This is a genomic window from Fodinicurvata halophila, from assembly GCF_042651425.1.
Classification (GTDB): domain Bacteria; phylum Pseudomonadota; class Alphaproteobacteria; order Kiloniellales; family DSM-21159; genus Fodinicurvata; species Fodinicurvata halophila.
The window spans coordinates 146,832-173,614 of the sequence record NZ_JBHSCW010000003.1 but is presented as its reverse complement, the minus strand read 5'-3'; the positions used below and the strand labels follow the sequence as shown (position 1 = coordinate 173,614).

Here is a 26,783-nt window from a genome sequence, read left to right as displayed (position 1 = left end):
CCACCTGATCCGGGCCGTCTTAGCGCTCCAGAGAAGCCAGCACCTTGGCATAGACCGTCTTCACCTCCTGGGCGAAGTGCTCCACGGAATAGGCACGCGCGAATTCGCGTGCCTGGGCGCCGAGCGTTCGACGCAGGGCCTTGTCCTGGATCAGGCGCGCCACGGCATCGCGCCACTGGTCGCGCACCTCGCGGGTCTTGTAGCCGTTGTAGTCCTGGCGCACGACATCATCGATGCCGCTGGAGCGTACAGCCACAACCGGCAGGCCGGAGGCCATCGCCTCCAGGATCACCATGCCCTGGGTTTCCGACTTGGAGGCAAAGACGAACAGGTCGCCGAGGCTATAGTACAGCGGCATCTCCTCGGGCGGCACACCGCCCACCAGCATGCAGCAATCCGCCAGTCCCAGTTCCTCCAGCCGTTTCTGCAGCCGATTGTGCTGGTCGCCTTCGCCGAGCAGCAGCAGCCGGAAGGGCTGGTCGATGCGCTGCCGCAAATCGGCCAGGGCATCGAGCATGAAGTCGATGTTCTTTTCCAGCGACAGGCGGGAGACGCTCATGAGGACGATTTCGTTGCGCCCGATGTTCAGCTTCTCGCGCAGGGACTGGACCGCGTCCTGATCGGCCTCCTGGAATCGTTCGTACTCGATGCCGGTGGGCTGTACGAAGATATCGCGCTTTACGCCGATCATGCGCATGTACTCCTCGGCCGAGGAGGTGGGCACGATGATCCCATCGCACTTGTTGGCAAAGCGCTTGACCACGGCATGAGAGATGAAGTTGCGGAACAGCCGGCCCGGCACCGGAACGAAGTGGGCGTAGTGCTCCAGGCGCGTGTGATAGGTGTAGATGGCGGGAATCCGCATGCGCCTGGCCATGAAAAGCCCGAGCGAGCCCAGCCAGAAGGGATGATGCAGGTGGATCACGTCCGGCTTGAACTCCCGCACGCGGCGGCGAATTCTGGGCAGGAAGATGTTCGCCATGCGGAATTCCCGTTTCCGGCCGACCGGCAGCAGGGAGGGCACATGGAAGGTATTCTCTTCCTGTCCCATATCCGCGGAATAGCGCGGCGCAATGACCAGTGTGCTGTTCCCGAGCGCATCCAGGCCGCGCCGCAGCCGCGCGATCGAGATCGGAACGCCGCCGATGAAGGGCAGGTAGTTGTTGGTGAACATCGCGATCCGAAGCGGCTTGTCCAGCCAGGGAGTCGGATCGATGTCGAAATCCGGATAGTAGCTCCGGTCCAGGAAGATCCTCGTGTAGAGGCGGATCGCGATCAGGGTCAGAACGCTGACGATCAGGATGAAGTTCTGATAGCCGACGTAGAACAGCGAATAGATGAAGAACCAGATGCTCTCCAGCTGTTTCAGGACCGGATGCTGGCCGACGTCCAGGGGGACCAGCTCGACTTCGAAATCCTTGGGTGTCACGTTGACCTGGACGAAGTGATAGAAACTCACATCGTTGTTCAGGATCAAACCGCCCGCTCCACCGGTCGTGACGTAGACGGTCTCGCCCACCTGCTGCTTCGAGTACAGTGGCAGATTGGCCGAGAAAACCGCATCGATTCCGAACCTGTTGATCAGGTCGAGCAGCTGCTGGCGTGCGGTCTCGGACTCCCAGTACGCCCCTTCGGAGCCAAAGAGTACATCCTGTTCGGCCTCGAACAGGGGATGGCCGACAAAGACGAAAATATGATCGGAATCGTCCCCTTCGAGGAGATCCTCCAGCCAGCGGTACTGCCAGGAAAAGGGTGTCTTGCCTGTACTGTCGAGGAACACCAGGCGGCTGTTGTTGACCACGACGGAGTAGAAATGAGGCCCGAAATGTTCGTAGAAACGAAAGCTGCCGAAGTCGTCGTACTCGTTGTCGCCGAAGGTCAGAAGATAGGGAATCTCCAGCTGGCTGAGACTGCCGTACAGGGCCCTGTACTTGTCCTCCCCGCCGCCGCTTACGGCATTCCCGGCAGACACCATGAAGTCGACATCGGACTCGTTGAGCATGGGAATGATCTTGCGCTCGAAGATTCCCACGGAGTTGTTCGCATTGCCCACAACGGCAAAGCTGAACGCGTCCTTGCCCTCGACCTGTTCCTCCAGCTGGGCCAGCTGCTCCGTATGCTCCGCATTGAAGTCGGAGAGAAAGAAGTTCAGGTACGCCTTGTAGATGACCAGGAAAGCGACGATCAGGACGTTGAGATAGAAAAGCAGTTTGAGCGGGCTACGTCTTCTCACGTGCTTTCTTCCCCGGTGCGATCTCCACCTGCATGATCACAAGACCGATCAGCATTCCGATATAAACGGTTACCAACCGCCAGATCAGGATCACGAGAATCAGGTGATCAGGCGTCAGAATGCCGCTGAAGAAACTGCCGAACAGACCTTCCGATACTCCGGCGGCTCCAGGCGTCGGTGAAAAATACATGACAAAGGTCGTCACCACCAGCAGCCCGGTCGTGACAAGATAGTCCACGTGATAGCCGAGCCCGGCAATAATCAGAGCCGGAAAACTGAACAGGCTGATCAGGAACAGGAAGGTGAAGAAGACGGACAGGAGGATGTGGAGCTTCGGGCCCTGCAGGTAGATGGCGAAACTGGAGGAAAAGCGCAGCATCTCGCGCCGGCACCTGTATTGCCAGCGTACATACCTCTCTTCGCTGATCAGATGCAGCCGCCGCAGGATCCGCAGCGTCCGCGAGACCGGGCCGATCAGCCAGCGCGAGCGGAAGAGAACGATCGCGAAAAATCCCAGATAGAGCACGATCAGGACCGCCAGGACCCCACTGATGCGACTGATCAGCGCCTGGTTATGAAGCACCTCCAGTGTCAGCAGAAAGATCGGCGTCAGCGAGAAGATGAAGATCACGGCCAGTACGGTTCGGATGGTGGTAGCCGCCGTCGCCGTTCCCATCCGTACGCCATGGCGTTGAAGATACCAGATCTGTGCCACACCACCGCCCGTCGCCATGGGGGTGACGTTGGAAAAGAAGATATTGATGAAAACCAGGCGAAAGATCTGTCCCAGGGGAACCTTCTGTCCCAGGGCGCGCAGTGTGAAATAGAGCCGCAAGCCGTCGGACAGGATATAGAGAATAAAAAGGCCGCCAATGGACAGGAGCGTGGTCCAGGCCAGAAGCTGAGGGTCGAACACCAGCTTCTGGCCGGCGAACTGGTCATACACGGCATAGAAACCCAGTAAGGTCAGCAGTGCGAAGAGTCCCGAGAAAATCAGCAGTCGCCGGCCGGAAACCAGCAGCTTCCGGGGCGCACTCACATCCTGATCGCTCATACTGTCCTGTCTAGGTCATACATGGGAAATCCAGTTTCTCGAAGCGCCCGATCTATAACAGAAGATCGGCATTTTACGAGGGTTGCTTTTCGGGAAAATCGTTATAGGAAGGGCTGCTCGCAAGCGGGGGAGTCCGTATCCTCGCGTACTCCACCGTCCGATCGCACCCGAACGGCGGCCCGCAGAGGGCCGGCATCTCTTTCATTGTCTTCGGATTACCCGGGGCCTATCTTTACCTGACAGGGTTAACGAGTCCTTACCGCCATGAACAAGAACAATGACCTGCACAGACTTGTCGGCGACAACGTCCAGGACCGAGAGTTGGAAATCCCCGTTTTTCCACTCGGCACAAACACGGAGTCCGCTCAGAATCCTGTCGAGGCAATGACCCTGTCCCTGCAAGACCTGCTGCCGGACAGCAAGGGGGAAGTCGTCCTGGAAGACAGTCTGGGCAGCCTGATTCTCATGGAGGGCGGAGAGGTGACGGAACAGGGAATCCTGGAAGAAAGTCATGTCACCCACGGCGGCCAGGACGTGTCCGGCATGGCCTACGCACGCTTTGCCGACGGCATCACCCTCTACTACGATTCCGAGACCACGATCGAATTCATCTGACAGCGCAAGCGCCAATCAGATATGCGCCCTACCCTTCAGCAGGGGGTGTGCTGGAGCTGTCCCGGGCCTGACGGCGCCGCTGGAGCTGTTCGGCGCTCAGCTTCGCCGGCGGGTTCGAGGTGAACCAGACCAGGCAGTCCCCCTTTCCACCCGGCAAGGGAACGACCCGCACCGCAACGGTGATCAACCGCCCTGGAATCGCCAGCACCATACGCCCCGGCAGCATCTTGTCGCTTCCCTGCTGCGACTGCTCGGCAGCACGAGAGAAGAGATCGGGCGGATGGAAGCGCAGGACGCGATGCGCATATTGGCCGATCAGGGTACCCGTTTTCTCGCCGAAGACCTCGGCCGCCGCCTGGTTGACGGAAAAGATGAGGCCTTCCGCCGAGATGAACAAGCAGGGACTGGGACTGGCGGACAGGGCGCGACGCAGGGCCGTCGTGTCTCCGGCATCGGTATCCGGACTGCCCAGCGAGAGAGCTTCCGACAGGCAGAGGCACCGGATATAGGACGTCAGGTTATCGCTGTCGCAGGTCTCGAGAAGCTCGTGCACGAACCTGCCCAGCGAAACCTCGCGCCGCTGTGCCATCGTCTCCAGCACGTTCCAGAAGGCCCCCTCGAGACGCAGGATCTGGCGATGCCCCTGGTACTGGAGCACGCGGGTGACCGGTGCCGTACCGCTGTAGAGCGTCTTGCGTCCCTTACGTCTGCGCCCGGTTGCCTCCTGGGCGTCTGGTGATGCATCACTCATCCGTCTACCCTTTTCGTTCGGCCGCAACCGGGATCAGGGGCTCAGGACTCCGTTTCGCCGCTATCCGACCCGGCATCCTGGGACAACAATGCCTCCGTATCCTTGTCGCGCACGGCCTCGTCGAGGGCTGTGAGAACGTTCGCATCATAGCGGTGTGTATTGTCGCTCAGAATGTCGAGCGCGTCCGCAAGACTGATGCGTCCGCGGTAGGAGCGCGGCCGGATGCGGGCCGCGACGACATCGCACACCGCCAGGATCCGTGGCAGCAGGCCGATCTCCTCGCCGGAAAGTCCGCGTGGATAACCCGTGCCATCGAGGCGCTCGTACATCTGCTCGACGGTTTCCTTCACCGGCAGATCATAGTCGATCCCGGAGATGATTTCCGAGGCATATTCGATATGCCGGTTCATGATTTCCAGTTCCTGGGCATCCAGACGGCTTTCCTTGGCCACGATGGAAGCCGGGATCAGGACCTTGCCGATCTGTGCCAGATGGGCAGCGATCTGCAACGTCAGGCGCTCGTCGGAGGACAGATCCATCTCTTCGGCCACCATGGCGCACAGGCGAGCCACCAGGTCGGAGTGTCCGCTGAGATGGGGATCGATCCGCCCCACCAGGCGGTCGAAAGCTTCCGCAGTCTGCAGCATCGCCTTCTCGCGCCGGCGCCGCTCCTCGATCTGCTGGGTCATGTCGCGGCCCACCAGGACGATTCCGTCGATATCCCCGTGCTCACCCTTCAGGGGTACGCGCGAAATCTCCACATGTCTCAGCTCGTCCTGAAGATAGAGGTCATGCACTTCGGCGGGATCCTCCTTACCGGCCAGGGCCGCGGCATCATCCTCCTTCAGGCGCTGTGCCGTATGATATCCGAAAACCGCCTCGTCATTGGTGCCGACGATCTGCTCCTCCGGGCGTCCTACCGCACGCGCCAGGGCGGGGTTTGCATAGACATAGACCCCATCGCGGTCCTTCAGGCCGATCCATTCGCGAATGGAATCGTTGATCCCGGCAAGCAGCTTCCGATGGGCCTCGATGCGTGACGCCAGACTGCGGTACTGCTCGGCCATCGCCGCAACGAAGACCCCTTTCTGGCGGAACCAGACGAGAATCAGGAAGGCCGAGATGACACTGAAAATCAGGACGCTCAGCAGGATGATCTGCATGCGTTCTTCACCCTGCGTCACCAGGGCACTGCTGAGATCTGTCTCCTGGACGAGCACCCAGGGCGTCCCGTCCACCTGCCGCCCCTGGGAGTAGACGTCCTGGTCTCCGCGAACGGACGAGCGCACAGCAAACGGCAGCGCGGCCGCTTCGTCGTCTTCTTGTTGCAGGAGCCCTTCGCCGTCTTCCAGCGGAACCAGTCCCGGTTCCTGCGGCGCCACGATCTGCGGCTGCCCGTCCCCGGAAAACTGTATCAGGCGTGTCTCCTCACCGGGGTCCGAGAGAGGACGATTGGCCAGCAGGCGCGTCATGTCCTCGGCCACCGGCAGAACGGTCATCAGCACGCCGACCACACGCTCTCCATTGCCCTCGTCCTGTGCGCCGCTTTCGGCCTGGATCGCGAAGATGGGCTGCAGCATATCCATCAGCAGCCGTCCCTCGCTTTCCCGAACGCCCCGGATAACGGTCTCCCCGTCTTCGGATACCTGTTGCGCCGCCTGGACCTGCCCTTCGGACAGGCCTGCCGAATCGCTGGCAAGGATCTCCTCTCCTTCAGCAGACAGGATATAGGCGCGCTCCACGGCATTGCGGGCCACGAAGTCATCCAGCACGAGCGAGAGATAACGTGTCTGCTCGCTGGTGCCGGCGTCCACCGCCGGATCCTCATCGCTCAGGGCCGTTTCCGTCGCAAAGACGCGAATGAACTCGTTCGTCGAGAGATTGCGAGAAAGCTGCTGGCGTCCGTTGAGCCAGGTCCGAAAGGTTTCCGCGCGCCCTTCCAGCAGGATGCCGGTCCGCTCCTGGATCGACTCCTGGGTTTCCTCAGCGCGCTGCTCGATCAGGCTGTAGGCCACGCCGGCGATCACCACTCCTATGATCACGATCGCCGCCACGAGAAGCAGCCCTGTCCGCCGCAGGCGACGGGGCATGCGCTCCTCTTCGGGCGCCCCCTCAAGAAGGGCGAGTGTATCGGGTTCTGTTGTGTTCGTACGGCGGGTCATGAGCTTCACTCACTTCATCTGGGCGATCATTCGACCGATGACGGGGATATATGAACCCAGCGATGGGTCGCATTCACGGAATACTGGGGTGCGTACTGAGGCAATTCGTCGTCGTTCAGTACAACGGAGAAATTGTTGTCGAGAATGAAGGTTTCGTCTTCATAATCCACGGCCAGCACGGCATGGGGTACCTCTCGCAGGGTATCCTCGAGGACGACGATCCGCATGTCCTCCTCGGGAAAGCCCAGCTCTTTCAAAGAGGCATACTTCAGGATTGCGTAATCCTCGCAATCTCCCGAATGCCTGAGGAATTCCTGGGGTGCGGCCCAATAGTCGCTGCGGCCATAGACCCGAGAGTCCTCGAGATAAGGCATGATCTCGTTGATAAATCGATTGAGCTCATCCATCTGGGCCCGTGGATGGCGGTTCTCCAGGGAGTTCACGCGGGCCCGCCAGGCCGAGAATCGGTTGTTGAGACATTCGTTCTCTTCGTCGCACAGGCGAATGAGTTCATCCAGTCTCTCGAGTTCATCCAGGACCCGCAACCACTGCGGAAAAGCCTCGAGATTGCTGGAGCGGAACTCGATCGTTCCGAACAGCCCCTTGGCAAGACTGCTGAGGTCACTCCCCCCACCCGATTGGGCCAGCTGGATTTCCGGCCAAGGGAAGGAAAGTCCGTCCGGCCTTCGCTCACCGCCCTCGAAGGATGCCTTCCCAGCCGGCTCAGCGGAGCGCATTGAAGCAGATGAGGCAGGCCTGTCAGTTCCCGCCAGCAAGTAGACGGAGGACGCCAACGCCGAGAGCAGGAATGCCAGGCACAAACAGCCCAGCATTCTGTCCGAAAAGGCTCCCGAAAGGCTGTGCGGCATCCTCCTAGCGCTCCGTCAAGGCTTCCTGACGCGCTTTGGTCAGAGGCTTGAGCAGGTAATCCAGGATGGTCTTCTCGCCCGTCATGATGTCGACGCTGGCGACCATCCCGGGAATGATGGGCAGGGGATCCGTCGGCTCTCCCAGGTAGTTCTTTTCCGTCTCGACGATGACCCGGTAATAGGGTTCGTCGGTTTCCTCGTCGATGCGGGTGTCCGCACCGATGCGCGTGATCTCGCCTTTCAGGCCGCCATAAACAGAGTAGTCATAGGAGGTCAGCTTCACCGTGGCCTCCAGCCCGGGGCGCAGGAAGGCCACATCCTTGGGCCGAATACGTGCCTCGATCAGCAGCTTGTCATCCACCGGCACGATCTCGACGATATCCTCGCCGGACTGGACGACGGCACCAATGGTGTTGACGTTCAGGGCATTGACCACTCCGTCCACGGGGGCGGTGATATCGGTGCGCACCACGCGGTCCCGGGCCGCTTTCAGGCTCTCCTCGATGACGGCCAGCTCGCTCTTCTGGTTGTTGAGTTCCTGCTGGGCTTCGGAGCGAAAGCGCAGATAGATGTTCTGGATCCGCTCATGGGCCTCTTCCAGGGCCGCCTCTGCCCGAGGCTGGGCGTCGATCGCACCTTGCAGTTCGCTCTCCAGATCGTTCACCTCGCGGCGCAGACGCAGGATCTCCACGCGCGGCACCACGCCGCGCTCAGCAAGCGGCTGGTTCATGGCGAGCTCTTCCTGTGCCAGTTCCAGGCTTTCGCGCAGGGCATCCTCCTGCCGCTTGTGATCCTTGAGTTCCAGTTCGCGCTGACGCGCCTGCTGGCGGGCGATGCTTATCTCGGCCTCGAGCTCCTTCTTCCGGGCTTCGAAAAGCTCGCGCTCGTTCTGTACAGTCTCCGGATCGTTCTCCACGATGTCCTCGGGAAACTCGATCTCCTCCTGATCCTTGACCTCGGCTTCCAGGCGCGCAATTCGGCCACGCAAAGCGCGACGCTCCTCCATCAACTCGCCAAGATTGGAGGAAACGCTGGTGTCGTCGATCTTCAGAAGGGTCTGTCCCTTTTCCACCAGATCGCCTTCCTCAACCAGGATTTCCTGCACGCTGCCGCCTTCCAGGCTCTGCACCTTCTGCAGCTGGCTGGAGGGAATGACTCGACCATCGCCTCGCGTGATCTCGTCGACCGTGGCATTGGCCGCCCAGACAACCCCCGTCACAATCAGTGCAATAATCACGAACAGGAAGATCTGGGTCGAGCGGCGCGTACCCTGATGCAGGGCTGACTTGACCTCCTTCGCGTAATCGTAATCTTTCCAGCGGACCGAGCTCATTGCTCCTCCACCCTGAATTTGCCGCCGCGCAGGCGGGCGATGATTTCATCGCGGGGACCGTCCGCCACCAACCGGCCCCGATCCAGGACGATCAGGCGATCCACCAGGTTCAGCAGGCTGGTCCTGTGTGTCGCCAGGATCAGTGTGCGCCCCGTATCCAAAACCTCCTTCAGGCGACCGATCATTGCCTGTTCCGAGGCCACGTCCATGGCGCTTGTTGGCTCGTCTAGCACGAGGGTCGGAGGGTCGGTCAACAGGGCGCGCGCCAGCGAAATCGCCTGGCGCTGACCGCCGGACAGGTTCTGGCCCCGCTCGCTGATGACCATGTCATAGCCATCCGGATGAGCCCCGACGAAGTCGTCCACTCCCGCCAGTTTCGAGGCCCGCAGGATCAGTGCATCGTCCGCCTGGGGAAACCCCAGCGCGATGTTCTCGCGCACCGTTCCGTAGAACAGCGTCACGTCCTGCATCATGAAACCGACATTGCGGCGGATATCCGCCGGATGGATCTGGCGCAGATCCGTTCCGTCCAGCAGCACAGCCCCGTCGTCTGGCTCATACAGCCCCGATGAGAGGCGCCCCACAGTGGTCTTGCCGGAGCCGATCCGCCCCAGCACCCCGACGCGCTCGCCCTGCTGCACCCGGAAGGATACCTCGCGCAGCGCCTGGGTGCGGGCTTCCGGATAGGTGAAGCTCACGCCGCGGAACTCGATTTCCCCGTTCATGCGCCCACGACTGACGAAGCGCCGGTCGACCGGCCGCTCGACCGGAAGCTTCATGATGCCGTCCAGGGTCTTCAGGGCGACGATGGACTGATTCATCCGGGACAGGGTGTTGGCCATGCCGCCCAGCGGCGCAACGGCACGTCCGCCCAGGATGACGCAGGCGATGATGGCCCCCATGCTCATCTCGCCTTCCGAGGCCAGGTAGACGCCATAGATGACAATGCCGACGGTCGTGCCCTGCTGGAGGAAAGAGGTCATGTTTACGCCGAGGTTGGAGAACAACCGCGAGCGCTGTGCCGTCCGCGATGTGCTCCCCACGAACTGCTCCCAGGAGCGCTGCATGCGCCCTTCGGCGCCGGCGACCTTGATCGTGTCCAGACCGCTCAGGGTCTCCACCAGGATGCCGTGCTTCTGGGCTGCTTCCTTGTGGGTCTTGCGGACGACGGAATTGAGGGGAAACTGGATGCAGAAGCCCGTGACAAGGGCCAGGATCACCGCTGCCAGCGGAATATAGACCAGCGGGCCGCCAAGCATCCAGATGATGAAGAGAAACAGCCCCACGAAGAGCAGGTCGGTGAGCGAAGCCAGGGTCGACGACGTAAAGAAGTCACGAACCGTCTCGAATTCCCGCAAGTGGTTGGCAAAGGCGCCGGTGGACCCCGGACGGACCTTCATCTGTATATTGAGAACCTGTTCGAAGAGTCGGCTGGCCAGCAGCACGTCGGCTCGTTGCCCGGCATTGTCGATCAAGGCCGCTCGCAGGTTGCGCAGCAGGAAATCGAAGAACATGGCAATGCCCATGCCGGCCGCCAACACCCAGAGGGTGGAAAAGGCCTGGTTGGGCAGCACACGGTCATAGACGTTCATGACGAACAGGGGCGAGGCAATGGCCAGAACGTTCACGATGGCGGCTGCGCCTATGACCTGAAGGTAGACGGGCCAGAGACGGGCCAGCGTGCCCCAGAACCACGACCGGTTCTGCGGGCGCTCATCCTCGTCCTCCTTCATGCGTGCGTCGAACTGGTACTCCGGACGCACGTAGATCGCATAGCCGAGATAGTCTTCCTCGAGCTCCTGCAGCGGCACCATGGTGGTACCGGCACCGCTTTCGGGCACGACGACCTCTGCCTGATCGCCTTCCCCCCAGCCGGAGAGGATATAGCACTCTCCGTCCTTCATCAGCAGGACGGCCGGAAGCACGAAATCCGGAATGGCCTTGAGGGGGCGACGCACGATGCGTGCGCTAAGCCCGATACGGGCCGCGCAGCGGGAAAACAGTTCGACCGTCAGGCGTCCGTTGTCCAGCGGCAGTCCTGCCACCAAGGCATCGCGCGAAGTGGGTCTGTGATGATATTTGCTTAAAAAGGCAAGGGCTTCCAGCAGTGGGTCGATGACACCCTGCTGAACCTCGGCTGCCTCGACCCGCTCCTGCTGAAGACTTGAATCATGAACCATCTATCGCGCCGTACACTCTCTCTAGGCGCAGATCCCCGCCGTCCTGGCGGGGATTCTGATCACAATGTTTAATCCGACTGAAGCCACCGTGGCTCCTGCCTTGACATGGTCTCCTCTTCCGGAGTCTCGGGAACAGACGCCTCTTCCCGAGCAAACTGCTGGGCCTGCTTCGGCGGCTGAACCCCCAGGGTTTCGAGAAGACGTCCAGATGCCGCCAAAACGCGGTAGCGGGCGAAGATCTCGGCATATTCGCTGGTCGCGAGTGAGACCCGGGCATTGAAGAGTTCATTCTCGGAGTCCAGCAGGTCCAGCAGCGTACGCTGCCCGATGCTGAACTGATCCCGATAGGAGTTGCGGACCTGCTCACTGGAGACGACCTGGTCGCGCAGAATTTCGATGCGGCGCTGATTGGCCATCACTGTGCTCCAGGACTGGCGAACCAGTTCCTTGGCCTCGCGCTGCTGGTTCAACAGGGCTTCACGTGCCTGGCTGATCTCGCGGACCGCGATTTCCCGGTTGGCCGTATCGATGCCCCCGGTGAACAGCGGATAGCTGACAACCAGCTGCAGTGACAGGTCGTTGTTCTTGCCTTCCGTATCATCCAGGTTGTAACCGGCCCGCGCCGTTCCAACCAGGCTGACCTCCGGATAGAAAGGCGCCTTGGCAGCCTCCCAGTCCGCATAGGCGGCATCCAGGTCGGCACGGGCGAACTGGATGCTGGGATTGTTCTCAAGAGCGGCCTGCACGGCCTCCTCACGAGACCGCGGCATGCCCTGGGGACCGCTCTGTATGTCCGCCAGGTTCTGCGGCGGTTGGCCCACCAGACGCTCGAAGGTGATTTGCGCCTCTTCCAGGCTACGCTCGTAGTCCACCACTAGGGAGCGCGCATTCTGGACACGCTCGTCGGCCTGCTGCTGGTCGGCAATGCTGGAAGCACCGCTTTGCACGCGATCTGCCACATCGGCATAGATGCCTTCGAGGATATCCACGTTCTGGCGTGCCAGTTCCACCAGCTCCTGCTGGCGCAGGATGTCGATGTAGATGCGCACCACTTCCAGGCCGATGAATTCTGAACGTTCCATGACCCGCAGAGCCGCGGAATCGATCCGAGCAGCGGAGGCTTCGACCTCACTGTCTGTGGCGTGGCCGTCGAAGAGCATCTGCTGGACGGTCACGGAAGCCTCGCTGCGTAGGCGCCACTCCTTGTTGCCATCATTGGCGCGGGTATCGCGGTAACCGGGGCCGCTGCGGCCCTCCAGCGTCACCTGCGGATAATAGTTCCCGCGCGCACGGTCCAGTTCAAAGTTCCGTGCTTCCTTGTTGGCAATCGCCTCTCCGACTTCCGGATTGGTTGCCAGCGCGGTCTGGACTGATTCTTCGAGCCCCATGGCAAGACTGCCGGATGGCGCTGCCAAAACAGCCGCCGCTCCGCAGAAAAGCATGGCGCGTAGCGCCGGTTTGAAAGATTTTCCTGACATGGCCCCCTCCTCGTAAGAGCTACTCGGTCCCCAGACAAATACTTTAAGTGCAACACTCGCTTAACGTGCTCATAACTTAAAACATAAAACGTTTGAAATCAGCCGTTTGCGACATTTCCCCGTGCGCCCGTATCATGTTCGCGCTTAAGGGATGATTTGTCGTATAAGGCGGTAGTTCTGACCACCTTCTCCTACTTTTGCGTTAGCCCGTCAGGTTCTAACATACTCTCAGACCTATTCAAGAGATTGATGCTTTTGAACATTTATTTTCATAAATTTTTACCAAGTATTCCCCGCCACTATGGCCAGAATGCCACAGCCTAGTCAGACAAAGGTTAACAACGTCTTAGGACGCGCCAACAGGGAACCCCCTGAATATCACATCATGGCGCTTGTCTCGCCTCATGCAATCGCCTGCCCGACGGGAAATTCACCACCAGGTAGCAAGAACGGAAATGCAGTCGCCGCCCCGCACGATGCCCGGAAAATGCCGTGCCACGAGCAGACCATCCATGGTGGCATAGTAATCCCGTGGCGGAATGCCGGTGCGGCGGATGTTATGCACCCGGGCAATCACGTCGCCTTCGTGAACCGTATCTCCCAGGTCCACGCAGGGCTCAAGCAAACCGTCGTCCTCCGAAGAGATGAAGCATTCGTCGCCTGGCATATCCAGCATGACACTCTCGGCACGTTCCGGAACCCCTTCCAGGATTCCGGCGTGTTTCAGGAAATTGCGCACGCCGCGATCGGCGATATGCACGTTGCGCGCCGAGGCCGTACCTCCGCCCCCCAATTCCGTGGTGACGAAGATCTTTCCCAACGCTTCGGCCGCCGTGTCGTACATGCCGCGACTGTCCATCTCCAGCATCTGCATGGAATAGGGCGCCGAAAAGGCCTCCATGGCGCTGCGGCAACGCTCTTCCTGTTCCTTGTCCGGCAGGATATGGCAGGCAGCGAAAGGCACGAATTCCAGCGTCTTGCCACCGGAATGGATATCCAGGACATAATCCGCCATTGGCAGCAGGTAGCGCTGGAAGTAGTCAGCAATCTTCTGCGTCGTGGTTCCGTCGGGCCGCCCCGGAAACATGCGATTGAGATTGCCGCCGTCGATGGGAGAGGTCCGTCGGGCCGCATTGAAGGCCGGGTAGTTCATGGCCGGCACGATAATGACCCGTCCGCGGATCTCGTCCGCCGTCAACCCGTTGGCGAGCTTGAACAGCGAAACCGGCCCTTCGTATTCGTCCCCGTGGTTTCCGCCCGTCAGCAAGGCGGTGTCCCCCTCGCCGTTCCGGATCACGGTGATGGGAATCATGATCGCGCCCCAGGCAGAATCGTCATGGGAATAGGGCAGCTTCAGGAAGCCGTGCTGGATTCCGTCATACTCGAAGTCCAGCGAGGTCGAAATCGGGTTGGGCGGCAGAAACTCAACACTAGCCAGCATGATGCATCAGTCCTTGATCAGAAGCTTCCGGGGATAGTTGCAGAAGGTCTCGGCCCCGCGTTCGGTGACCGTGAAGCTTTCCGTAATTTCCAATCCCCAGTCATCCTGCCAGATGGCAGGAATCAAGTGAAAACACATGCCCGGGCGCAGCTCGCTCCTGTCCCCCGGTCTCAGGCTCATGGTACGCTCTCCCCAGTCAGGGGGATAGGACAGACCGATGGGATAGCCACAGCGGCTTTCCTTCTCCAGTCCGTGTCGTGCAATGGCCTGGCGCCAGGCAGTTTCCACGTCCTCGCAACAGTTGCCGGGCTTGGCAGCGTCCAGCGCCGCAGCAATCCCCTCCAGGATCGCCGCCTCCGTATCCAGGAACTTCTGGGGCGGCTTGCCGAGAAAGATGGTCCGCGAGAGCGGACAGTGATAACGCCGATAGCAGCCGGAGAGCTCGAAGAACGTGCCCTCGCCCTCCCGGAATGGCTGATCATCCCAGGTCAGATGTGGCGCTGAGGCATCCGCTCCGGACGGCAGCAACGGCACGATGGCCGGGTAATCGCCGCCATAGCCGTCGACCCCACGGATCTGCGCGTCATAGATTTCCGCCACCAGCTGGTTCTTGGGCAGGCCCGGCTCCACCTTTTCCCAGACTCGTTGATGTGTTACCTCCGTAATGCGCGCTGCCCGGCGCATGTACTCCAGTTCCTGCGGCGACTTCACGGCGCGCTGCCAGTTGACCAAGCTCGTGGCGTCCTTGAAGGCGGCATTGGGCAGGTACTTCTGGAGTGAGAGAAAGCAGGCCGCGCTGAAGTAGTAGTTGTCCATCTCCACACCGATGGAAGAGCCGCCCTTGCCGCGATCCTCGATGATGCGTGAGAGCAGATCCATGGGATGGCGCTCACGCGACTGAACATAGTTATCCGGATAGTGCAGGATGTTCTCTTCACGCAGGTAGACCGTGCGCCGCGCGCCATTGGCATCCTGCATCCGGCCGTACCAGACCGGCTCGTCCGCAAGCCCCAGAACGACGCACTGATGCACATAGAAGGACCAGCCGTCGTAACCCGTCAGCCAGGCCATGTTCGAGGGATCGCTGACGATCAGGAGATCGACTCCCGCTCTTTCCATGGCGGCATGAGTGGCGGCAAGGCGTGCGTCATACTCCGAACGTTCAAAGGGAAGCGAAGCTTGCGTCATACACCAGGCTCCAGAAGTTTGAGAATTACGAAGTAAAGCTGGCTCCGGCCCCTGTGGCCGAAGCCCGTTTGCGAGCCAGGGTGGCAATGGCCGTATCCTGGACTCCCGTTCCCGTCAGGTCACAGAGAGTGATATCCCCGGCCTGTTGTCGCCCCGGCTGGTCCCCAGAGATCACGGCTCCAAGCTCGGGGTAGCTTGCCTCAGCGCTCACGAGACCGGCTTCCAGGGCATGATGCAGTTCCCCCATAAGAGCACACTGGCTCTGCCTGTCACAGACATAGAGATCGACTTCCCTCAGGACGGAGGGCGCAATCTCGTTCTTGTGCTCGGAATCCGAGCCCATGGCTGTCACATGCTGTCCCGCCGTCAACCAGCCGCTTTCGATCAGCGGGGTCCTGCTGGGAGTTGTCGTCACGATGATATCCCCCGCCTCCACGGCCTCCTGAGGGCTTGCACACAACCGTGCTTCGAGCTGCAGTTCCTCGGCCCACTGGGCCAGCTCGCGCGCGCTGTCGTCCCGACGCGCCCAGATGCTGACCGTTTCGATGCTCCGCACCAGGGTCAGGGCCTGAAGTTGCAGACGTGCCTGCACGCCGGCTCCCAGGATCGCGGCATGGCGTGCGTCGGGACGGGCCAGATGGCGTGCCGCCACGGCACCCGCCGCGGCGGTCCGGACATCCGTCAGGTATCCATTGTCGAGCAGAAGGGCTTCCACCAAACCTGTTTTCGCCGAGAAGACCACCATCAAGCCGTTCAGACTGGGCAGGCCCAGCCTGGGATTGTCGAAGAACCCCGGGCTCATCTTGATAGCGAAGGACTCAAGGCCCGGCACGTAGGCCGTCTTGACATCCACCTCGCCATTCGCGTCCTCGATATCCAGGCGCAGCACGGGGGGCATGACGACACCTTGCCCGGCCAGTCGGGAGAATGCCTCTTCGACACAGTCGACGGCTTCCCTGTCCAGGGGCACCAGTGCGCGCAGATCCTGTTCATTGAGGATCGAGATCTCAGGCATTGGAGGCCTCCTTCGCAGCCGCGCCGCCCCCACACACCAGACGACAGTGCTGATCCATGTCCAGGTTGCGGCCGCTCAAGACCAGCAATGTCGGACCGTCCGGCTTCAACCTGCCGCTCAGCAAGGCCGCTATACCGGCCGCTGCTCCACCTTCGAGGACCTGCTGCTCTTCGCGATAAGCGTGGGAGATCGCTTCGGCAAGCTCGTCTTCCTCGACCAGCAGGCAGCGCTCCACCAGATCACGCACGATCGCGAAGGTATAGCGGTTCTCCAGGCCAATCCCGCCGCCCAGGGAATCGGCCAGGCTTTCCACCTCCTCGACTTCCACGGGATGACCGGCCTTCAGGCTTTCGTACATGGCCGCACCGCGCGACATGGTCACTCCGATCAGGCGAACGTCCGGACGGCGGGCCTTGATGGCCAGGGCAATGCCGGAAAGCAGGCCTCCACCGGAAAGCGGAACCACCACGTTCTTCACCTCCGGCATGTCCTCAAGCATCTCGAGTCCGAGTGTTCCCTGCCCGGCAATGACATCCTTGTGGTCGAAGGGTGAGATAAAGGTCATGCCTTCCCGTTCCAGGCGCATGGCTTCCTTCTCGGCCTCGTCCTGGCTGCGCCCGGTAATGTGCACTTCGGCCCCAAGGGCGCGGATTGCATCGACCTTGTTGGCGGGCACCAGTTCGGACAGGCAGATGACGGCCTTGACGCCGGCCACCTTGGCCGCATGTGCGACAGCGCGCCCATGATTTCCAGTGGAAACGGCCACGACGCCCTTGGTACGCGCTGCCTCGGACAGGCTGGCCAGCGCATTCGCCGCTCCGCGCAATTTGAAGCTGCCGGTAACCTGAGTGTGCTCCAGCTTGAGAGAGACCGGCACACCGGCGTGGCGGGTCAGCGACAGCGAGGGAACCGTCGGTGTACGCACGACCGTCCCCGAGATGTTCTCACGGGCTGTCTCGATTTCCGTCAGGGTGATGCCGTAATCCATTACCCAGACTCCGCAGGCAAAGGCAGCTGCATCAGGCGGCCGGCCCCTGCGACGGCATCCGCTCGACCCATGAGCCGGGTCGCATGCCAGGCAAGCGCCTGATTGCTGGCCACCACTGGAATACCCAGCTGATTTTCCAAAAGACTTACGAACGCGGAGGCGTGCAACGCCGTACAGGAGACAAACAACGCTTCGGCTTTCCCGTCAAGCACCTCTCGCCCTCCTTCGAGAAGCGCCTGCGGCGAAAGTCCTGCCATCTCGTAGTCGCTTTCCAGATTGAAGCAGGCCGCCTTCGTGATCTCGCACCCGAACGCTTCCACGCCGGCGATCATGGTCTGCGTTACGGCAGGTGTATAGGGCGTCAGAACCGCGATCCGCCGGGCATCGAGGGCCCGGAAAGCCTCGCGGCAAGCCCCCAGGGGCGTGGTCACGGGACATTCCGGACGAACGTCGTGAATCAACCGGGCAATCTCGGCCTCCCCGATCGCGACGGTCCCGGAGGTACAGCCATAGATCACGGCATCCAGCTCGCCCCCCGGAAGCAGCTTGGCCACCTCCCCCCCGATACTCCCTGCCATGGCCCGCAGGCTCTCCATGGTCACGGGGTTCCGGTAATCCAGGCGGGCTGTATAGAGATCCACGTCCCCCGGCAGCAATCGCGGCAGATCGTGCTCGCTGGCCAGATCCGTCGCCAGGGCAAGCAGTCCGATGCGCACACGACGCGGCTGTCCTGCGCCGTTCGGCGATGCCGTCAGCGTTGCGATATCTCCATAACCGCTCATCTCAGAGCAAGCGTGGGCAGGAAGAGAGCGATCTGCGGGAAGGCAATCAGCAGTGCTGCCGCCAGAACCAATATGAAAATAAAGGGCGGCGTCCCGCGAATCACATCCATGTACGGCCTTCGGAAGACGGCCATGGCGGTGAAGATGTCACAGCCAAACGGAGGTGTCGCCGAGCCGATCGCCACCTGCAGGGTGACAAGCGTGCCAACATGGACGGGATCCAGACCGGCAGCCTGCACCAAAGGTGCAAAAATCGGCGTCAGGACGAGGATGACCACGATCGGATCAACGAACATGCAGCCAATGAAATAGGCGATCGTGATCGCGATCAGGGTTATGGTGGGGCCAGCTCCCTCAAGGCCCAGACCGCCGATCACCGCCTGGGGCACCTGGGCGAAGGAGATGACCCAGGAAAAGGCCGCCCCCGCCCCGACCAGGATAAAGACAACGGCCGTGATCATGCCGGTGGAGAAGGCGATCGACGGCACCTCCGACAGTTTCACCGCCCGGAAGATGAAAACCTCGAGAATGAAGGCATAGAGCACCGCGATGGCGGCCACTTCCGTCGGACTGAAATACCCGGCATAGATGCCGCCGATGATCAGGATCGGGAAGAAGGCGGCAAGTCCCGCTCTCCTGGCGATGCGCCACTTCTCGCTCCAGCTGGCCTTCTCCTGTGTGGGGATATTGTTGACCTTCGCATATATCCAGCAGAAAACCGAGAACATGGCGAGGATCATCAGGCCCGGCACAATGCCGGCAAGGAAGAGTTCGCCGATGGAGGTCTTGGCCACCACGCCATAGACGATCATGCCGATCGAAGGCGGAATCAGGAAGGCGATGTCACTGGCGTTAATGATCAGGGCCAGCGTGAAGCTGTCCTTGTAGCCGGCATCCAGCATCTTGGGGCGCAAGGGACTGCCCATGGCCACCACGGTGGCCTGGGTCGAGCCGGAAACCGAGCCAAACAACGTGCAGCCCAGGGCCGTGGTTATGGCAAGCCCACCACGAACATGGCCGACAAAGGACATCGCCAGGTCGAGCAGACGATCGGCCGTGTGGCCCTTGGTGACGATATCCGCCGCGAATATGAACATGGGCACGGCGATGAGAGCCACGGGACTGATGCCGCTGATCATCTGCTGAACAATGATGTTGGGGTTCAGCGAAGGAATGAAGATGAAGAACCCGACGAAGACCGCCGCCAGAAGCGGCACCATCATGGGAAAGCCCAGCAGCAGCAGACCAATCATCACGGCAAGAATGGTGACTTCCATGTTGCGCTCCCCCCTACATCGATGACGAACCGTCGGACTCCATGTCCTTGACGGTGTAGGAAAGATGGACACCGGGCCGCAGGATGTTGGCAGCCGCTGCGAACACGTACTGTATGGCCGTCAGCAGCAACCCCAAGGGCACGAAGCTGTAGATGAGATAGACGGGAATGCGCAGCGAAGGCGTCAAGCGATTCGACTGGTAGAGGCTGAGCAGATAGCTGATCGAGAAGATCGCCAGCGCGAACAACAGAGCGGCGGTCACCAGGGCAATGATCGTCATCATGACCTTGCGCGGCTTTGCCGGCAGCACGTCCGTGATGGCCGACATGCGGATATGCCGACCGTAACGGGCTGCTGTACTGGCCCCAACGAACGTCACCAGGACGATAAGAAACCGATTGAATTCCTCAGCAAAGAAGAGGCTCGAGCTGAAACCGATGCGGGCAATGACATTACCGACGGTATTTAACGCCATCAGCATGACCGAAATTGCCAAGATCTGGCGCTCTACAAAGGCAATCCTGCTGTCGATATAGGTCAGACAGCGGACCGCGGCTGAACTCCCGGCAGGCGCGTTTTCCGACATAGGCTACCTGTGAATTTCCCTGTTACCCCGAATTCTCCGCAGCGTTCGGACGAAACAATCGACGTACGTCCCCGTGCGGCTATTGTGAGGACAGCATGCCCCTTCATTTTAAATTGATTCAATACTTATATTGTCCTGATACAATTCAGGAAACAAAACCGGTCGCATTGATGGCCGGGTAGCGCTGGAATGTCTCGCGGATATCCTCCAGGGCCTCGCTCAGTCGTGCCTGATCGAATTGTCCTCCGAGACAGATTCGTATGGCATTCGGGCGCCGGGCCCCGGGCGTCATGAAGGGGTCGGAGATCGTGACCGCGATGCCGCGTTCGCGCAGCACCTGCACCAGGGATTCCTCGGTCCAGTAGTCCGGCACCCCAACCCATGCCGCCAGTGCTTCCGGATGATTGCGCAGGACATGGTCGCCAAGGATATCCTGAACCAGCTGCTGCCGCGCGCGCATTTCCTCGCGCTGCAACGAGACAAGATGAGCTGCCGTCCCGTCCCTGACCCATCGCGCCGCAATCTCGGCCACCAGGGCCGTCGCCATCCAGCCCGTAACACGCAGGATGCTGGCCACGCGCAGGGTCAACGACGTAGGCACCACCAGATAGCCTGTGCGCAGTCCGGTCAGAGCACATTTCGTGAAGCTCGTGCAATGAAAGGCCAGATCCGGAATGAAGCTGGAAATCGCCGGCACGGTCTGGGACAGCAGCGGACGATAGACCTCGTCCTCGATCACGTAGACACCATGGGACTGCGCAATGTCCGCCAGATCCTGGCGCCGCTGGGCACCGGCCAAAGCTCCCGTGGGATTGCTGAAGGTGGGGATACAGACCAGGGCACGCACCCTCGTGTGACGGCAATAGGCATCGAAGGCCTCCGGAACAACGCCTTCATCGTCAGTCGGCAGCCCCCGAAGGGTGAACCCCAGAACGTTCGCACAGCCGATGACACCATGATCGGTCAGGCTTTCCGTCAGCACCACATCGTCACGCTGGATGATGGAGGAAAGGGCAAGAAACAGCCCCTGGGACGCGCCATTGGTAATCACCACCCGCTCTGCCGGCGCCTCCAGGCCCAACATGGCAAGCCAGCGGCTGGCCATCTCGCGGTGTTCTTCGAACCCGGCTACGGGACGACAAGGCCGCATCCAGGACGCGTTCTCGCTTTCCGCCAGCTCCCAGAGGATCCGACGTGAATACTTTTCCTGTTCCGCCCCGTAAGCCGCCCGAATGATCGAAAGGTCGATCAGGCCCTGGGGGCGACTGTCCAGCATGTAGGAGCCCGCCCCCTCGGTCAAGCGCGTGCGCACATAGGTGCCCCGACCGACTTCCCCCTGAAGGTAGCCGAGTCGCTCTGCCTCGCGATACGCCGTACTGACGGTCTGGACACTCACCTTGAGGCGTTGCGCAAGCTCGCGGTGCGTTGGCATGCGATCACCGCTGTTCAGCACTCCCTTGCCGATGTCCGAAACGATCGCCTCGGCCAATGCCTTATGCTTGGCGACCCCAGGATGAAGCTGTCCCAGGTTCGGTGTCCACGCCATGTCCATCCCCTTCCCTCGATTGACCTAGGACAATACTTTTATTGACACGTTTCAATATGCAATGAACTCTTTTTCAGGCAATCGCCAAGAGAGTCATGGCCCGTGCGCCGCGTATCCTGCCCTCAGGCAGCCGGCCCGCAGGCCCAAATCTTTAACAAAAGCTAGGAGGCACAGGAGATGCGCAGGAAAGCATTGCTTGCCGTTACAACTGCGGCTTCACTCATGTTCGCGGCCGGAACGCTGGCCGCGGAGGAGTGGAAGTTCGCGCACGAGGAAAGCGACGGCGATGTCCAGGACATCTACGCCGAGGAATTCAAGCGTATGGTTGAGGAACGGACGGATGGCGAGGTCTCCGTCACGATCTACACCTACGGACAGCTCGGAAACGAGAACGACATCACGGAGCTGACGGCCAACGGAGCCGTTCAGTTTTCGAACGCTTCGCCAGGCCACCTGGGAAGCTTCGTACCGGAAATCCAGGTCCTGCTGATTCCCTACCTGCTCTCCGAGAACGAGGAGGTGAACAAGAAGGTGCTGAGCAACAGTGAAGCACTCTACGGGGAACTGGCGGACGACTTCCAGAGCAAGGGCCTCAAGCTCTTCGACATCTATCCCGAAGGCGAAATGGTCTGGACCACCAAGAAGGAGGTCCGCGAGCCGGAAGACCTGGAAGGCGTGAAGTTCCGCGTCATGACCTCGCCGCTTCTGGTCGAGGCCTATGATACCTTCGGGGCCGATCCGGTGGCCCTGCCTTGGGGTGAGGTCTACAGCGGTCTTCAGCTGAACACCATCGACGCCCAGGTCAATCCGATCTTCTTCATCGAGAGCGCCAAGTTCTATGAAGTGACGGATTATCTCATCTGGACGGGCGAGCAGGAGTACACCACCACCGTGGTGGCGAATTCGGACTTCTGGAATGGCCTGTCCGAAGAGCGCCAGGACATGCTGATGGATATCCGCAGCGAGCTGACCGACTTCATCTACGAGGAACAGCAGAAGCTGAACCAGGCCAGCCGCGAGAACATCAAGGAGGAAGCGCCCGACATCGAGTACGTCGAACTCACGGCGGAGGAACGTGAAGCCTTTGCCGAGCGTGCCGAGCAGCTTGACCAGTTCTACATCGACGAGGTCGGCGGCAATGCCGAGGAAGTCGTGGAGAAGCTGCGCTCCGAAATCGAGAAAGCGGAAGAGGAGATGGGGGAGAACTGATCCCCCATTGACCTCCGGACTCTCCGGAACTGAACGCCCCGACCTGATCTCACGTGACAGTCGGGGCGTTCTTCGTTCGGCCTGGACACTCTGCTGAACCGCGTTCAAGTACCCCAAAAGCCATGAAACTTGACGAGATCGACATCCGGATCCTGGCCGTCCTGCAACGTGAGGGCCGGATCACCAAGCTCAAGCTTGCCGAGAAAGTGAACCTCTCCGCCACCCCCTGCTGGGAGCGTCTGCGTCGGCTTGAGGGGCAGGGTGTGATTGCCGGATACCATGCCCGTCTTGATCTCACACGCTTGGCGCGATTCACTCTGGTTCTGACCGAGATCACACTGCATCGCCATCATCAGGCGGATTTCCAGCGCTTCGAACAGACCATGCGCGAAACCCCGGAAATCCTGGAATGCTACGCCACCGGCGGCGGGATCGACTATCTGGTGAAAGTGGTGGCGCGCGACGTCGATCACTACCAGCGCCTTATCGATGGGCTGCTGACCCTGGATATCGGCATAGACCGGTACTTCACCTACATCGTCACGAAGCCCATCAAGGAAAGCCGCGAAGTCCCCCTGCAGATGCTCATGAGCGATACGGCACAAGAGCCGGAAAAGTCTTCCTGAAGGTGCCGCTACAGCGGGATAAACTCTCTCCCGTAGCAGCCAACTTCAAAAACCCTCTCCCTGACAGGACTGATAGCTTGCCGAAAGGTTGCCGGCCGCTCCCACGCATCCTTCGTGCGTGCAGGATTGAGGTCGTGCTGCATGTCATACCTCGCTTGGCCATACAGCCCGTGCTTCGAATGGTCGACGGGGACTACAGGGAGTTCATGCTATGCTCACACAAGAGAAGTTCCATCAGACTTCGGTTCTGCCCCTTCTGCGCGATGCCCGCCTGTTCCGGGAACAGGCCTACATTGCCGGCAAGTGGTGTTCGGCGTCCAACGGCCGGGTCCTTCCGGTGACCAATCCGGCCGACCAGAGCTATATCGGCAGCATCCCGGACATGCGCGAGAACGAGGCGCACCAGGCCGTGGAAGCAGCGCAGTCCGCTTTCGCTGACTGGAAGGCACGGCTGCCTCAGGAGCGCGGCGCTATTCTCCAACGCTGGTATGAGCTGATGTGCGAGAACAAGGAAGACCTCGCCATCCTCATGACCCTGGAACAGGGCAAACCCTTGGCCGAGTCCCGTGGCGAGATCGATTACGCAGCATCCTTTCTGCAGTGGTATGCCGAGGAAACCCGACGCATCAACGTGGAGACCGTCACCCCGCACCTGCCCGACTGCGACATGGAGCTTCGACGCCAGCCCGTGGGTGTTGTCGCAGCCGTGACACCCTGGAACTTCCCGTCGGCCATGATCACACGGAAGGCGGCAGCAGCGATCGCGGCCGGGTGTCCCGTGGTTGTTCGCCCCGCCTCGGAAACGCCCTTCTCTGCTCTTGCCCTTGCCGAACTTGGCGAACGGGCGGGACTGCCGGCCGGGCTTTTCTCGGTCGTCACGGGAGACCCGGAAGCCATCGTCGGAGAGTTCAATCGCAACCCCAAGGTGCGCGCCCTGTCCTTTACCGGCTCGACCGAAGTCGGGCGCAAGCTGCTGGCCCAGGGTGCGGCCACGGTCAAGCGCATGTCCATGGAGCTGGGTGGACACGCACCCTTCATTCTTTTCCCCGACGTGCCGATGGAGGAAGCCGTCTCCGGCGCCCTCTCCGCCAAGTTCGCCACGACGGGACAGGACTGCCTGGCCGCCAACCGCATCTACGTTCACCAGGACATCTACGAGCCTTTCCTGAAGGCCTATGGCGATGCCGTGGCGGCCCAGGCGGTCGGGAACGGTCTCGAGGCTGATGTGGACCTCGGTCCGCTGATGAGCGAGAAAGCCATTGCCAAGTGCCAGGAACATGTCGATGACGCGGTGGCCAAGGGCGCGCGCCTGCTGACCGGCGGTCGTGTCCATGAGTGCGGCGAACTGTTCTATGAGCCCACGCTTCTGGCGGATGTTACGCCGGAGATGAAGATCTACCAGCAGGAAACCTTCGGACCCGTCGCCGCTGTCTGCCCCTTTGCAACGGAAGACGAAGTCGTGCAACGTGCCAATGATACGGAATACGGGCTCGCGGCCTATCTCTACACGCGGGATCACGCCCGTGTGAAGCGCGTCACCAGCCAGCTGGAATACGGGATGGTCGCCGTCAATCGCGTGAAGATGACAGGTGCCCCCATCCCCTTCGGCGGCATGAAACAATCCGGACTGGGGCGCGAAGGCAGCCGTCACGGACTGGAGGAGTTCACCGAAATCCAGTACGTCTGCTCCTCGCACTAAGGTCCGCAAAAAAGAACAACAGACAGCAAGAGAAAGGAAAGACCATGCGCAACAATCCAACGCCCGAGCTGCAGGAGCTCGACCGCGCTCACTTCTTCCACCCCTCGACCCACATGCGCCAGCATGCGGACGGCGAAAGCCCGAACCGCATCATCACGGGCGGCCAGGGAGTCTACATCGAGGACAGCGAGGGCAAGCGCAGCCTGGACGCCTTTGCCGGCCTCTACTGCGTCAATGTGGGTTACGGTCGCCAGGAAATCGCCGATGCCATCGCCGAACAGGCCAGCAAGCTGGCCTACTACCATGCCTATGCCGGGCACGGAAACGAGCCGGCGATACGTCTGTCCGAGCGCATCATCCGCAGCGCACCGGCCGGCATGAGCCGCGTCTATTACGGCATGTCCGGGTCGGATGCCAATGAAACACAGCTCAAGCTGGTCTGGTACTACAACAATATCCTGGGACGTCCGGAAAAGAAGAAGATAATCTCGCGTTGGCGCGGATATCATGGCTCGGGGGTCATGACCGGCAGTCTGACGGGCCTGGAGCTCTTCCACAAAGCCTTCGACCTGCCACGTTCGCCCATCCTTCACACTCGCACGCCACATCATTACTGGCAGGCCGAAGAGGGCGAGGACGAACGGGCCTTCTCGCGGCGCTGTGCGGCCGAGCTGGAGGAGATGATCCAGCAGGAAGGCCCCGACACCGTGGCCGCCTTCATCGGAGAGCCCGTACTCGGCACCGGCGGCATCGTGCCTCCGCCCGAAGGCTACTGGCAGGAAATCCAGGCCGTTCTCGACAAGTACGATATTCTGTTGATCGCAGACGAGGTTGTGACCGGCTTCGGACGCACGGGCGCCTACTTCGGCTCCCAGAAATACGACATGAAGCCCGACCTGATAACGGTGGCCAAGGGCCTGTCCAGCGGCTACCTGCCCATCTCCGGCGTGATCGTCGGCGAGAAGGTCTGGCAGGTCCTGGAACAGGGCTCCGACCAGATGGGCGCTATCGGGCATGGCTGGACCTATTCCGCCCATCCGATATGTGCGGCCGCGGCCAATGCCAACCTGGACATCGTCGATGGCGAGGACCTGACCGGCAACGCGAAGCGCACCGGTGAATATTTCCAGCAGCGCATGCATGAAACCTTCGACGATCATCCGCTGATCGGCGAGGTTCGCGGAGTGGGCCTGCTGGCTGCCTTGGAATGCGTCGCCGACAAGGACCGCAAACGTCCTCTCGACCCATCCCACAAGGTTGGTCCAGCCCTCTCCTCGGCCTGTCTGGAACATGGCATCATCGCCCGGGCCATGCCGCATGGCGACATCCTGGGCTTCGCCCCGCCCCTGGTGATCAACCGAGAGGAGGTTGATCGCATCGTGGAGGGTACCCGCAAGGCCGTGGACCAGGTCTACGAGAAGCTGCGTGCGGAAAACGCCCTGTCCGCCGCATGATCCTGTCGCGGGATGCCTTCCGGAAGCGGTACGGCATCCCGCGCACACGGCGACACCCCCTCTCCGTCAACCCAAAATTTTCATGCGTTCTTAAGACTTGGATCGTATTATACAGACTGTTTATTACTGATCTGCATCAGGACATGATGTGAACAATCGGGCGCACCGTACACATCACGCAAGAAATCTGGCTCTGCCTCTCATTGCAGGGGGCAGCTCGGTTTTCTTCATCCTCCTGACAGGTTACCTGATCACGCAAGGCTCCAGCACGACAGCTCCCTTGCTGACAGGCGTATT

General features: G+C 60.8%; 21 protein-coding genes. 5 read left to right on the top strand and 16 right to left on the bottom strand.

Annotated features, from left to right (window positions below; translation table 11 throughout):
* Positions 1-19 precede the first annotated feature (19 nt).
* Both ACFOW6_RS05615 and ACFOW6_RS05610 read right to left on the bottom strand, forming a co-directional pair.
* The gene (locus ACFOW6_RS05615; RefSeq protein WP_382421359.1) at positions 20-2,233 is read right to left on the bottom strand and encodes a glycosyltransferase; all 2,214 of its coding nucleotides are present in this window, start codon (positions 2,231-2,233) and stop codon (positions 20-22) included.
* Positions 2,220-3,287: a lysylphosphatidylglycerol synthase transmembrane domain-containing protein gene (locus ACFOW6_RS05610; protein WP_382421358.1), complete on the bottom strand. Its 1,068-nt coding sequence runs from the start codon at positions 3,285-3,287 to the stop codon at positions 2,220-2,222. Before ACFOW6_RS05610 ends, ACFOW6_RS05615 begins: the two co-directional genes overlap by 14 nt.
* Positions 3,288-3,551: 264 nt before the next feature.
* On the opposite strand from ACFOW6_RS05610, the gene ACFOW6_RS05605 reads away from it, so the two are divergent.
* Positions 3,552-3,902, top strand: a complete 351-nt coding sequence (locus ACFOW6_RS05605; RefSeq protein WP_382421357.1) for a hypothetical protein — start codon at positions 3,552-3,554, stop codon at positions 3,900-3,902.
* A gap of 28 nt (positions 3,903-3,930) precedes the next feature.
* Here the strand turns inward: ACFOW6_RS05605 and ACFOW6_RS05600 are convergent, their stop codons facing one another.
* The 14 genes from ACFOW6_RS05600 to ehuR all read right to left on the bottom strand — a co-directional run bounded on the left by ACFOW6_RS05600 (position 3,931) and on the right by ehuR (position 21,498).
* A complete protein-coding gene (locus tag ACFOW6_RS05600) occupies positions 3,931-4,653 on the bottom strand; it encodes a ribbon-helix-helix domain-containing protein (RefSeq protein ID WP_382421356.1) in 723 nt (240 codons plus the stop codon).
* A gap of 41 nt (positions 4,654-4,694) precedes the next feature.
* Positions 4,695-6,815, bottom strand: coding sequence for an HD-GYP domain-containing protein (locus ACFOW6_RS05595; RefSeq protein WP_382421355.1), 2,121 nt, complete (start codon positions 6,813-6,815; stop codon positions 4,695-4,697).
* 26 nt (positions 6,816-6,841) lie between these two features.
* A complete protein-coding gene (locus ACFOW6_RS05590; protein WP_382421354.1) occupies positions 6,842-7,552 on the bottom strand; it encodes a transglutaminase-like cysteine peptidase in 711 nt (236 codons plus the stop codon).
* Positions 7,553-7,688: 136 nt separating this feature from the next.
* Positions 7,689-9,017: an HlyD family type I secretion periplasmic adaptor subunit gene (locus tag ACFOW6_RS05585; RefSeq protein ID WP_382421353.1), complete on the bottom strand. Its 1,329-nt coding sequence runs from the start codon at positions 9,015-9,017 to the stop codon at positions 7,689-7,691.
* Positions 9,014-11,197: a type I secretion system permease/ATPase gene (locus ACFOW6_RS05580; RefSeq protein ID WP_382421352.1), complete on the bottom strand. Its 2,184-nt coding sequence runs from the start codon at positions 11,195-11,197 to the stop codon at positions 9,014-9,016. Before ACFOW6_RS05580 ends, ACFOW6_RS05585 begins: the two co-directional genes overlap by 4 nt.
* A gap of 68 nt (positions 11,198-11,265) precedes the next feature.
* The gene (locus ACFOW6_RS05575) at positions 11,266-12,675 is read right to left on the bottom strand and encodes a TolC family outer membrane protein (protein ID WP_382421351.1); all 1,410 of its coding nucleotides are present in this window, start codon (positions 12,673-12,675) and stop codon (positions 11,266-11,268) included.
* Positions 12,676-13,105: 430 nt separating this feature from the next.
* Positions 13,106-14,116 (bottom strand): N(2)-acetyl-L-2,4-diaminobutanoate deacetylase DoeB, encoded by a 1,011-nt coding sequence (gene doeB / locus ACFOW6_RS05570; RefSeq protein WP_382421350.1) that lies wholly within the window; start codon positions 14,114-14,116, stop codon positions 13,106-13,108.
* 6 nt (positions 14,117-14,122) lie between these two features.
* Complete coding sequence (doeA, locus tag ACFOW6_RS05565; RefSeq protein WP_382421349.1) at positions 14,123-15,304, bottom strand: ectoine hydrolase DoeA; 1,182 nt, start codon at positions 15,302-15,304, stop codon at positions 14,123-14,125.
* A 25-nt stretch (positions 15,305-15,329) separates the two neighbouring features.
* A complete protein-coding gene (gene eutC, locus ACFOW6_RS05560; RefSeq protein ID WP_382421348.1) occupies positions 15,330-16,319 on the bottom strand; it encodes an ectoine utilization protein EutC in 990 nt (329 codons plus the stop codon).
* Positions 16,312-17,307, bottom strand: coding sequence for a hydroxyectoine utilization dehydratase EutB (eutB, locus tag ACFOW6_RS05555; protein WP_382421347.1), 996 nt, complete (start codon positions 17,305-17,307; stop codon positions 16,312-16,314). Before eutB ends, eutC begins: the two co-directional genes overlap by 8 nt.
* On the bottom strand, positions 17,307-18,089 hold the full coding sequence (locus tag ACFOW6_RS05550) for a maleate cis-trans isomerase family protein (RefSeq protein WP_382421346.1): 783 nt from the start codon (positions 18,087-18,089) through the stop codon (positions 17,307-17,309). Before ACFOW6_RS05550 ends, eutB begins: the two co-directional genes overlap by 1 nt.
* Positions 18,086-19,366 carry a TRAP transporter large permease gene (locus tag ACFOW6_RS05545; protein WP_382421345.1) on the bottom strand — a complete coding sequence of 427 codons (1,281 nt, stop codon included), beginning with the start codon at positions 19,364-19,366 and terminating at the stop codon, positions 18,086-18,088. The genes ACFOW6_RS05550 and ACFOW6_RS05545 overlap by 4 nt, the downstream gene beginning before the upstream one ends.
* A 13-nt stretch (positions 19,367-19,379) precedes the next feature.
* Positions 19,380-19,952 carry a TRAP transporter small permease gene (locus tag ACFOW6_RS05540; protein ID WP_382421344.1) on the bottom strand — a complete coding sequence of 191 codons (573 nt, stop codon included), beginning with the start codon at positions 19,950-19,952 and terminating at the stop codon, positions 19,380-19,382.
* A gap of 145 nt (positions 19,953-20,097) precedes the next feature.
* Positions 20,098-21,498 carry a MocR-like ectoine utilization transcription factor EhuR gene (gene ehuR / locus ACFOW6_RS05535; protein WP_382421343.1) on the bottom strand — a complete coding sequence of 467 codons (1,401 nt, stop codon included), beginning with the start codon at positions 21,496-21,498 and terminating at the stop codon, positions 20,098-20,100.
* Between the two features lie 177 nt (positions 21,499-21,675).
* Here ehuR and ACFOW6_RS05530 point away from each other — a divergent pair, with 177 nt between their 5' ends.
* The 4 genes from ACFOW6_RS05530 (at position 21,676) to ACFOW6_RS05515 (ending at position 26,486) form a co-directional block, all read left to right on the top strand.
* Entirely contained in the window at positions 21,676-22,707 is a 1,032-nt protein-coding gene (locus tag ACFOW6_RS05530) for a TRAP transporter substrate-binding protein (RefSeq protein ID WP_382421342.1), read from the top strand.
* 122 nt (positions 22,708-22,829) lie between these two features.
* Positions 22,830-23,333 carry an Lrp/AsnC family transcriptional regulator gene (locus ACFOW6_RS05525; protein WP_382421341.1) on the top strand — a complete coding sequence of 168 codons (504 nt, stop codon included), beginning with the start codon at positions 22,830-22,832 and terminating at the stop codon, positions 23,331-23,333.
* 211 nt (positions 23,334-23,544) lie between these two features.
* Complete coding sequence (locus tag ACFOW6_RS05520) at positions 23,545-25,032, top strand: NAD-dependent succinate-semialdehyde dehydrogenase (RefSeq protein ID WP_382421340.1); 1,488 nt, start codon at positions 23,545-23,547, stop codon at positions 25,030-25,032.
* 44 nt (positions 25,033-25,076) lie between these two features.
* Positions 25,077-26,486: an aspartate aminotransferase family protein gene (locus ACFOW6_RS05515; RefSeq protein WP_382421339.1), complete on the top strand. Its 1,410-nt coding sequence runs from the start codon at positions 25,077-25,079 to the stop codon at positions 26,484-26,486.
* The last annotated feature ends 297 nt before the right edge of the window (positions 26,487-26,783 follow it).

Coding starts and splice junctions, on each gene's coding strand:
- ACFOW6_RS05575 (WP_382421351.1), bottom strand. CDS start 12,675: ATGTCAGGAAAATCTTTCAAACCGGCGCTACGCGCCATGCTTTTCTGC.
- ehuR (WP_382421343.1), bottom strand. CDS start 21,498: ATGGCGTGGACACCGAACCTGGGACAGCTTCATCCTGGGGTCGCCAAG.
- ACFOW6_RS05545 (WP_382421345.1), bottom strand. CDS start 19,366: ATGGAAGTCACCATTCTTGCCGTGATGATTGGTCTGCTGCTGCTGGGC.
- ACFOW6_RS05525 (WP_382421341.1), top strand. CDS start 22,830: ATGAAACTTGACGAGATCGACATCCGGATCCTGGCCGTCCTGCAACGT.
- ACFOW6_RS05540 (WP_382421344.1), bottom strand. CDS start 19,952: ATGTCGGAAAACGCGCCTGCCGGGAGTTCAGCCGCGGTCCGCTGTCTG.
- ACFOW6_RS05515 (WP_382421339.1), top strand. CDS start 25,077: ATGCGCAACAATCCAACGCCCGAGCTGCAGGAGCTCGACCGCGCTCAC.
- ACFOW6_RS05590 (WP_382421354.1), bottom strand. CDS start 7,552: ATGCGCTCCGCTGAGCCGGCTGGGAAGGCATCCTTCGAGGGCGGTGAG.
- ACFOW6_RS05605 (WP_382421357.1), top strand. CDS start 3,552: ATGAACAAGAACAATGACCTGCACAGACTTGTCGGCGACAACGTCCAG.
- ACFOW6_RS05600 (WP_382421356.1), bottom strand. CDS start 4,653: ATGAGTGATGCATCACCAGACGCCCAGGAGGCAACCGGGCGCAGACGT.
- doeB (WP_382421350.1), bottom strand. CDS start 14,116: ATGCTGGCTAGTGTTGAGTTTCTGCCGCCCAACCCGATTTCGACCTCG.
- eutC (WP_382421348.1), bottom strand. CDS start 16,319: ATGCCTGAGATCTCGATCCTCAATGAACAGGATCTGCGCGCACTGGTG.
- ACFOW6_RS05550 (WP_382421346.1), bottom strand. CDS start 18,089: ATGAGCGGTTATGGAGATATCGCAACGCTGACGGCATCGCCGAACGGC.
- ACFOW6_RS05580 (WP_382421352.1), bottom strand. CDS start 11,197: ATGGTTCATGATTCAAGTCTTCAGCAGGAGCGGGTCGAGGCAGCCGAG.
- ACFOW6_RS05520 (WP_382421340.1), top strand. CDS start 23,545: ATGCTCACACAAGAGAAGTTCCATCAGACTTCGGTTCTGCCCCTTCTG.
- eutB (WP_382421347.1), bottom strand. CDS start 17,307: ATGGATTACGGCATCACCCTGACGGAAATCGAGACAGCCCGTGAGAAC.
- ACFOW6_RS05585 (WP_382421353.1), bottom strand. CDS start 9,017: ATGAGCTCGGTCCGCTGGAAAGATTACGATTACGCGAAGGAGGTCAAG.
- ACFOW6_RS05610 (WP_382421358.1), bottom strand. CDS start 3,287: ATGAGCGATCAGGATGTGAGTGCGCCCCGGAAGCTGCTGGTTTCCGGC.
- doeA (WP_382421349.1), bottom strand. CDS start 15,304: ATGACGCAAGCTTCGCTTCCCTTTGAACGTTCGGAGTATGACGCACGC.
- ACFOW6_RS05595 (WP_382421355.1), bottom strand. CDS start 6,815: ATGACCCGCCGTACGAACACAACAGAACCCGATACACTCGCCCTTCTT.
- ACFOW6_RS05530 (WP_382421342.1), top strand. CDS start 21,676: ATGCGCAGGAAAGCATTGCTTGCCGTTACAACTGCGGCTTCACTCATG.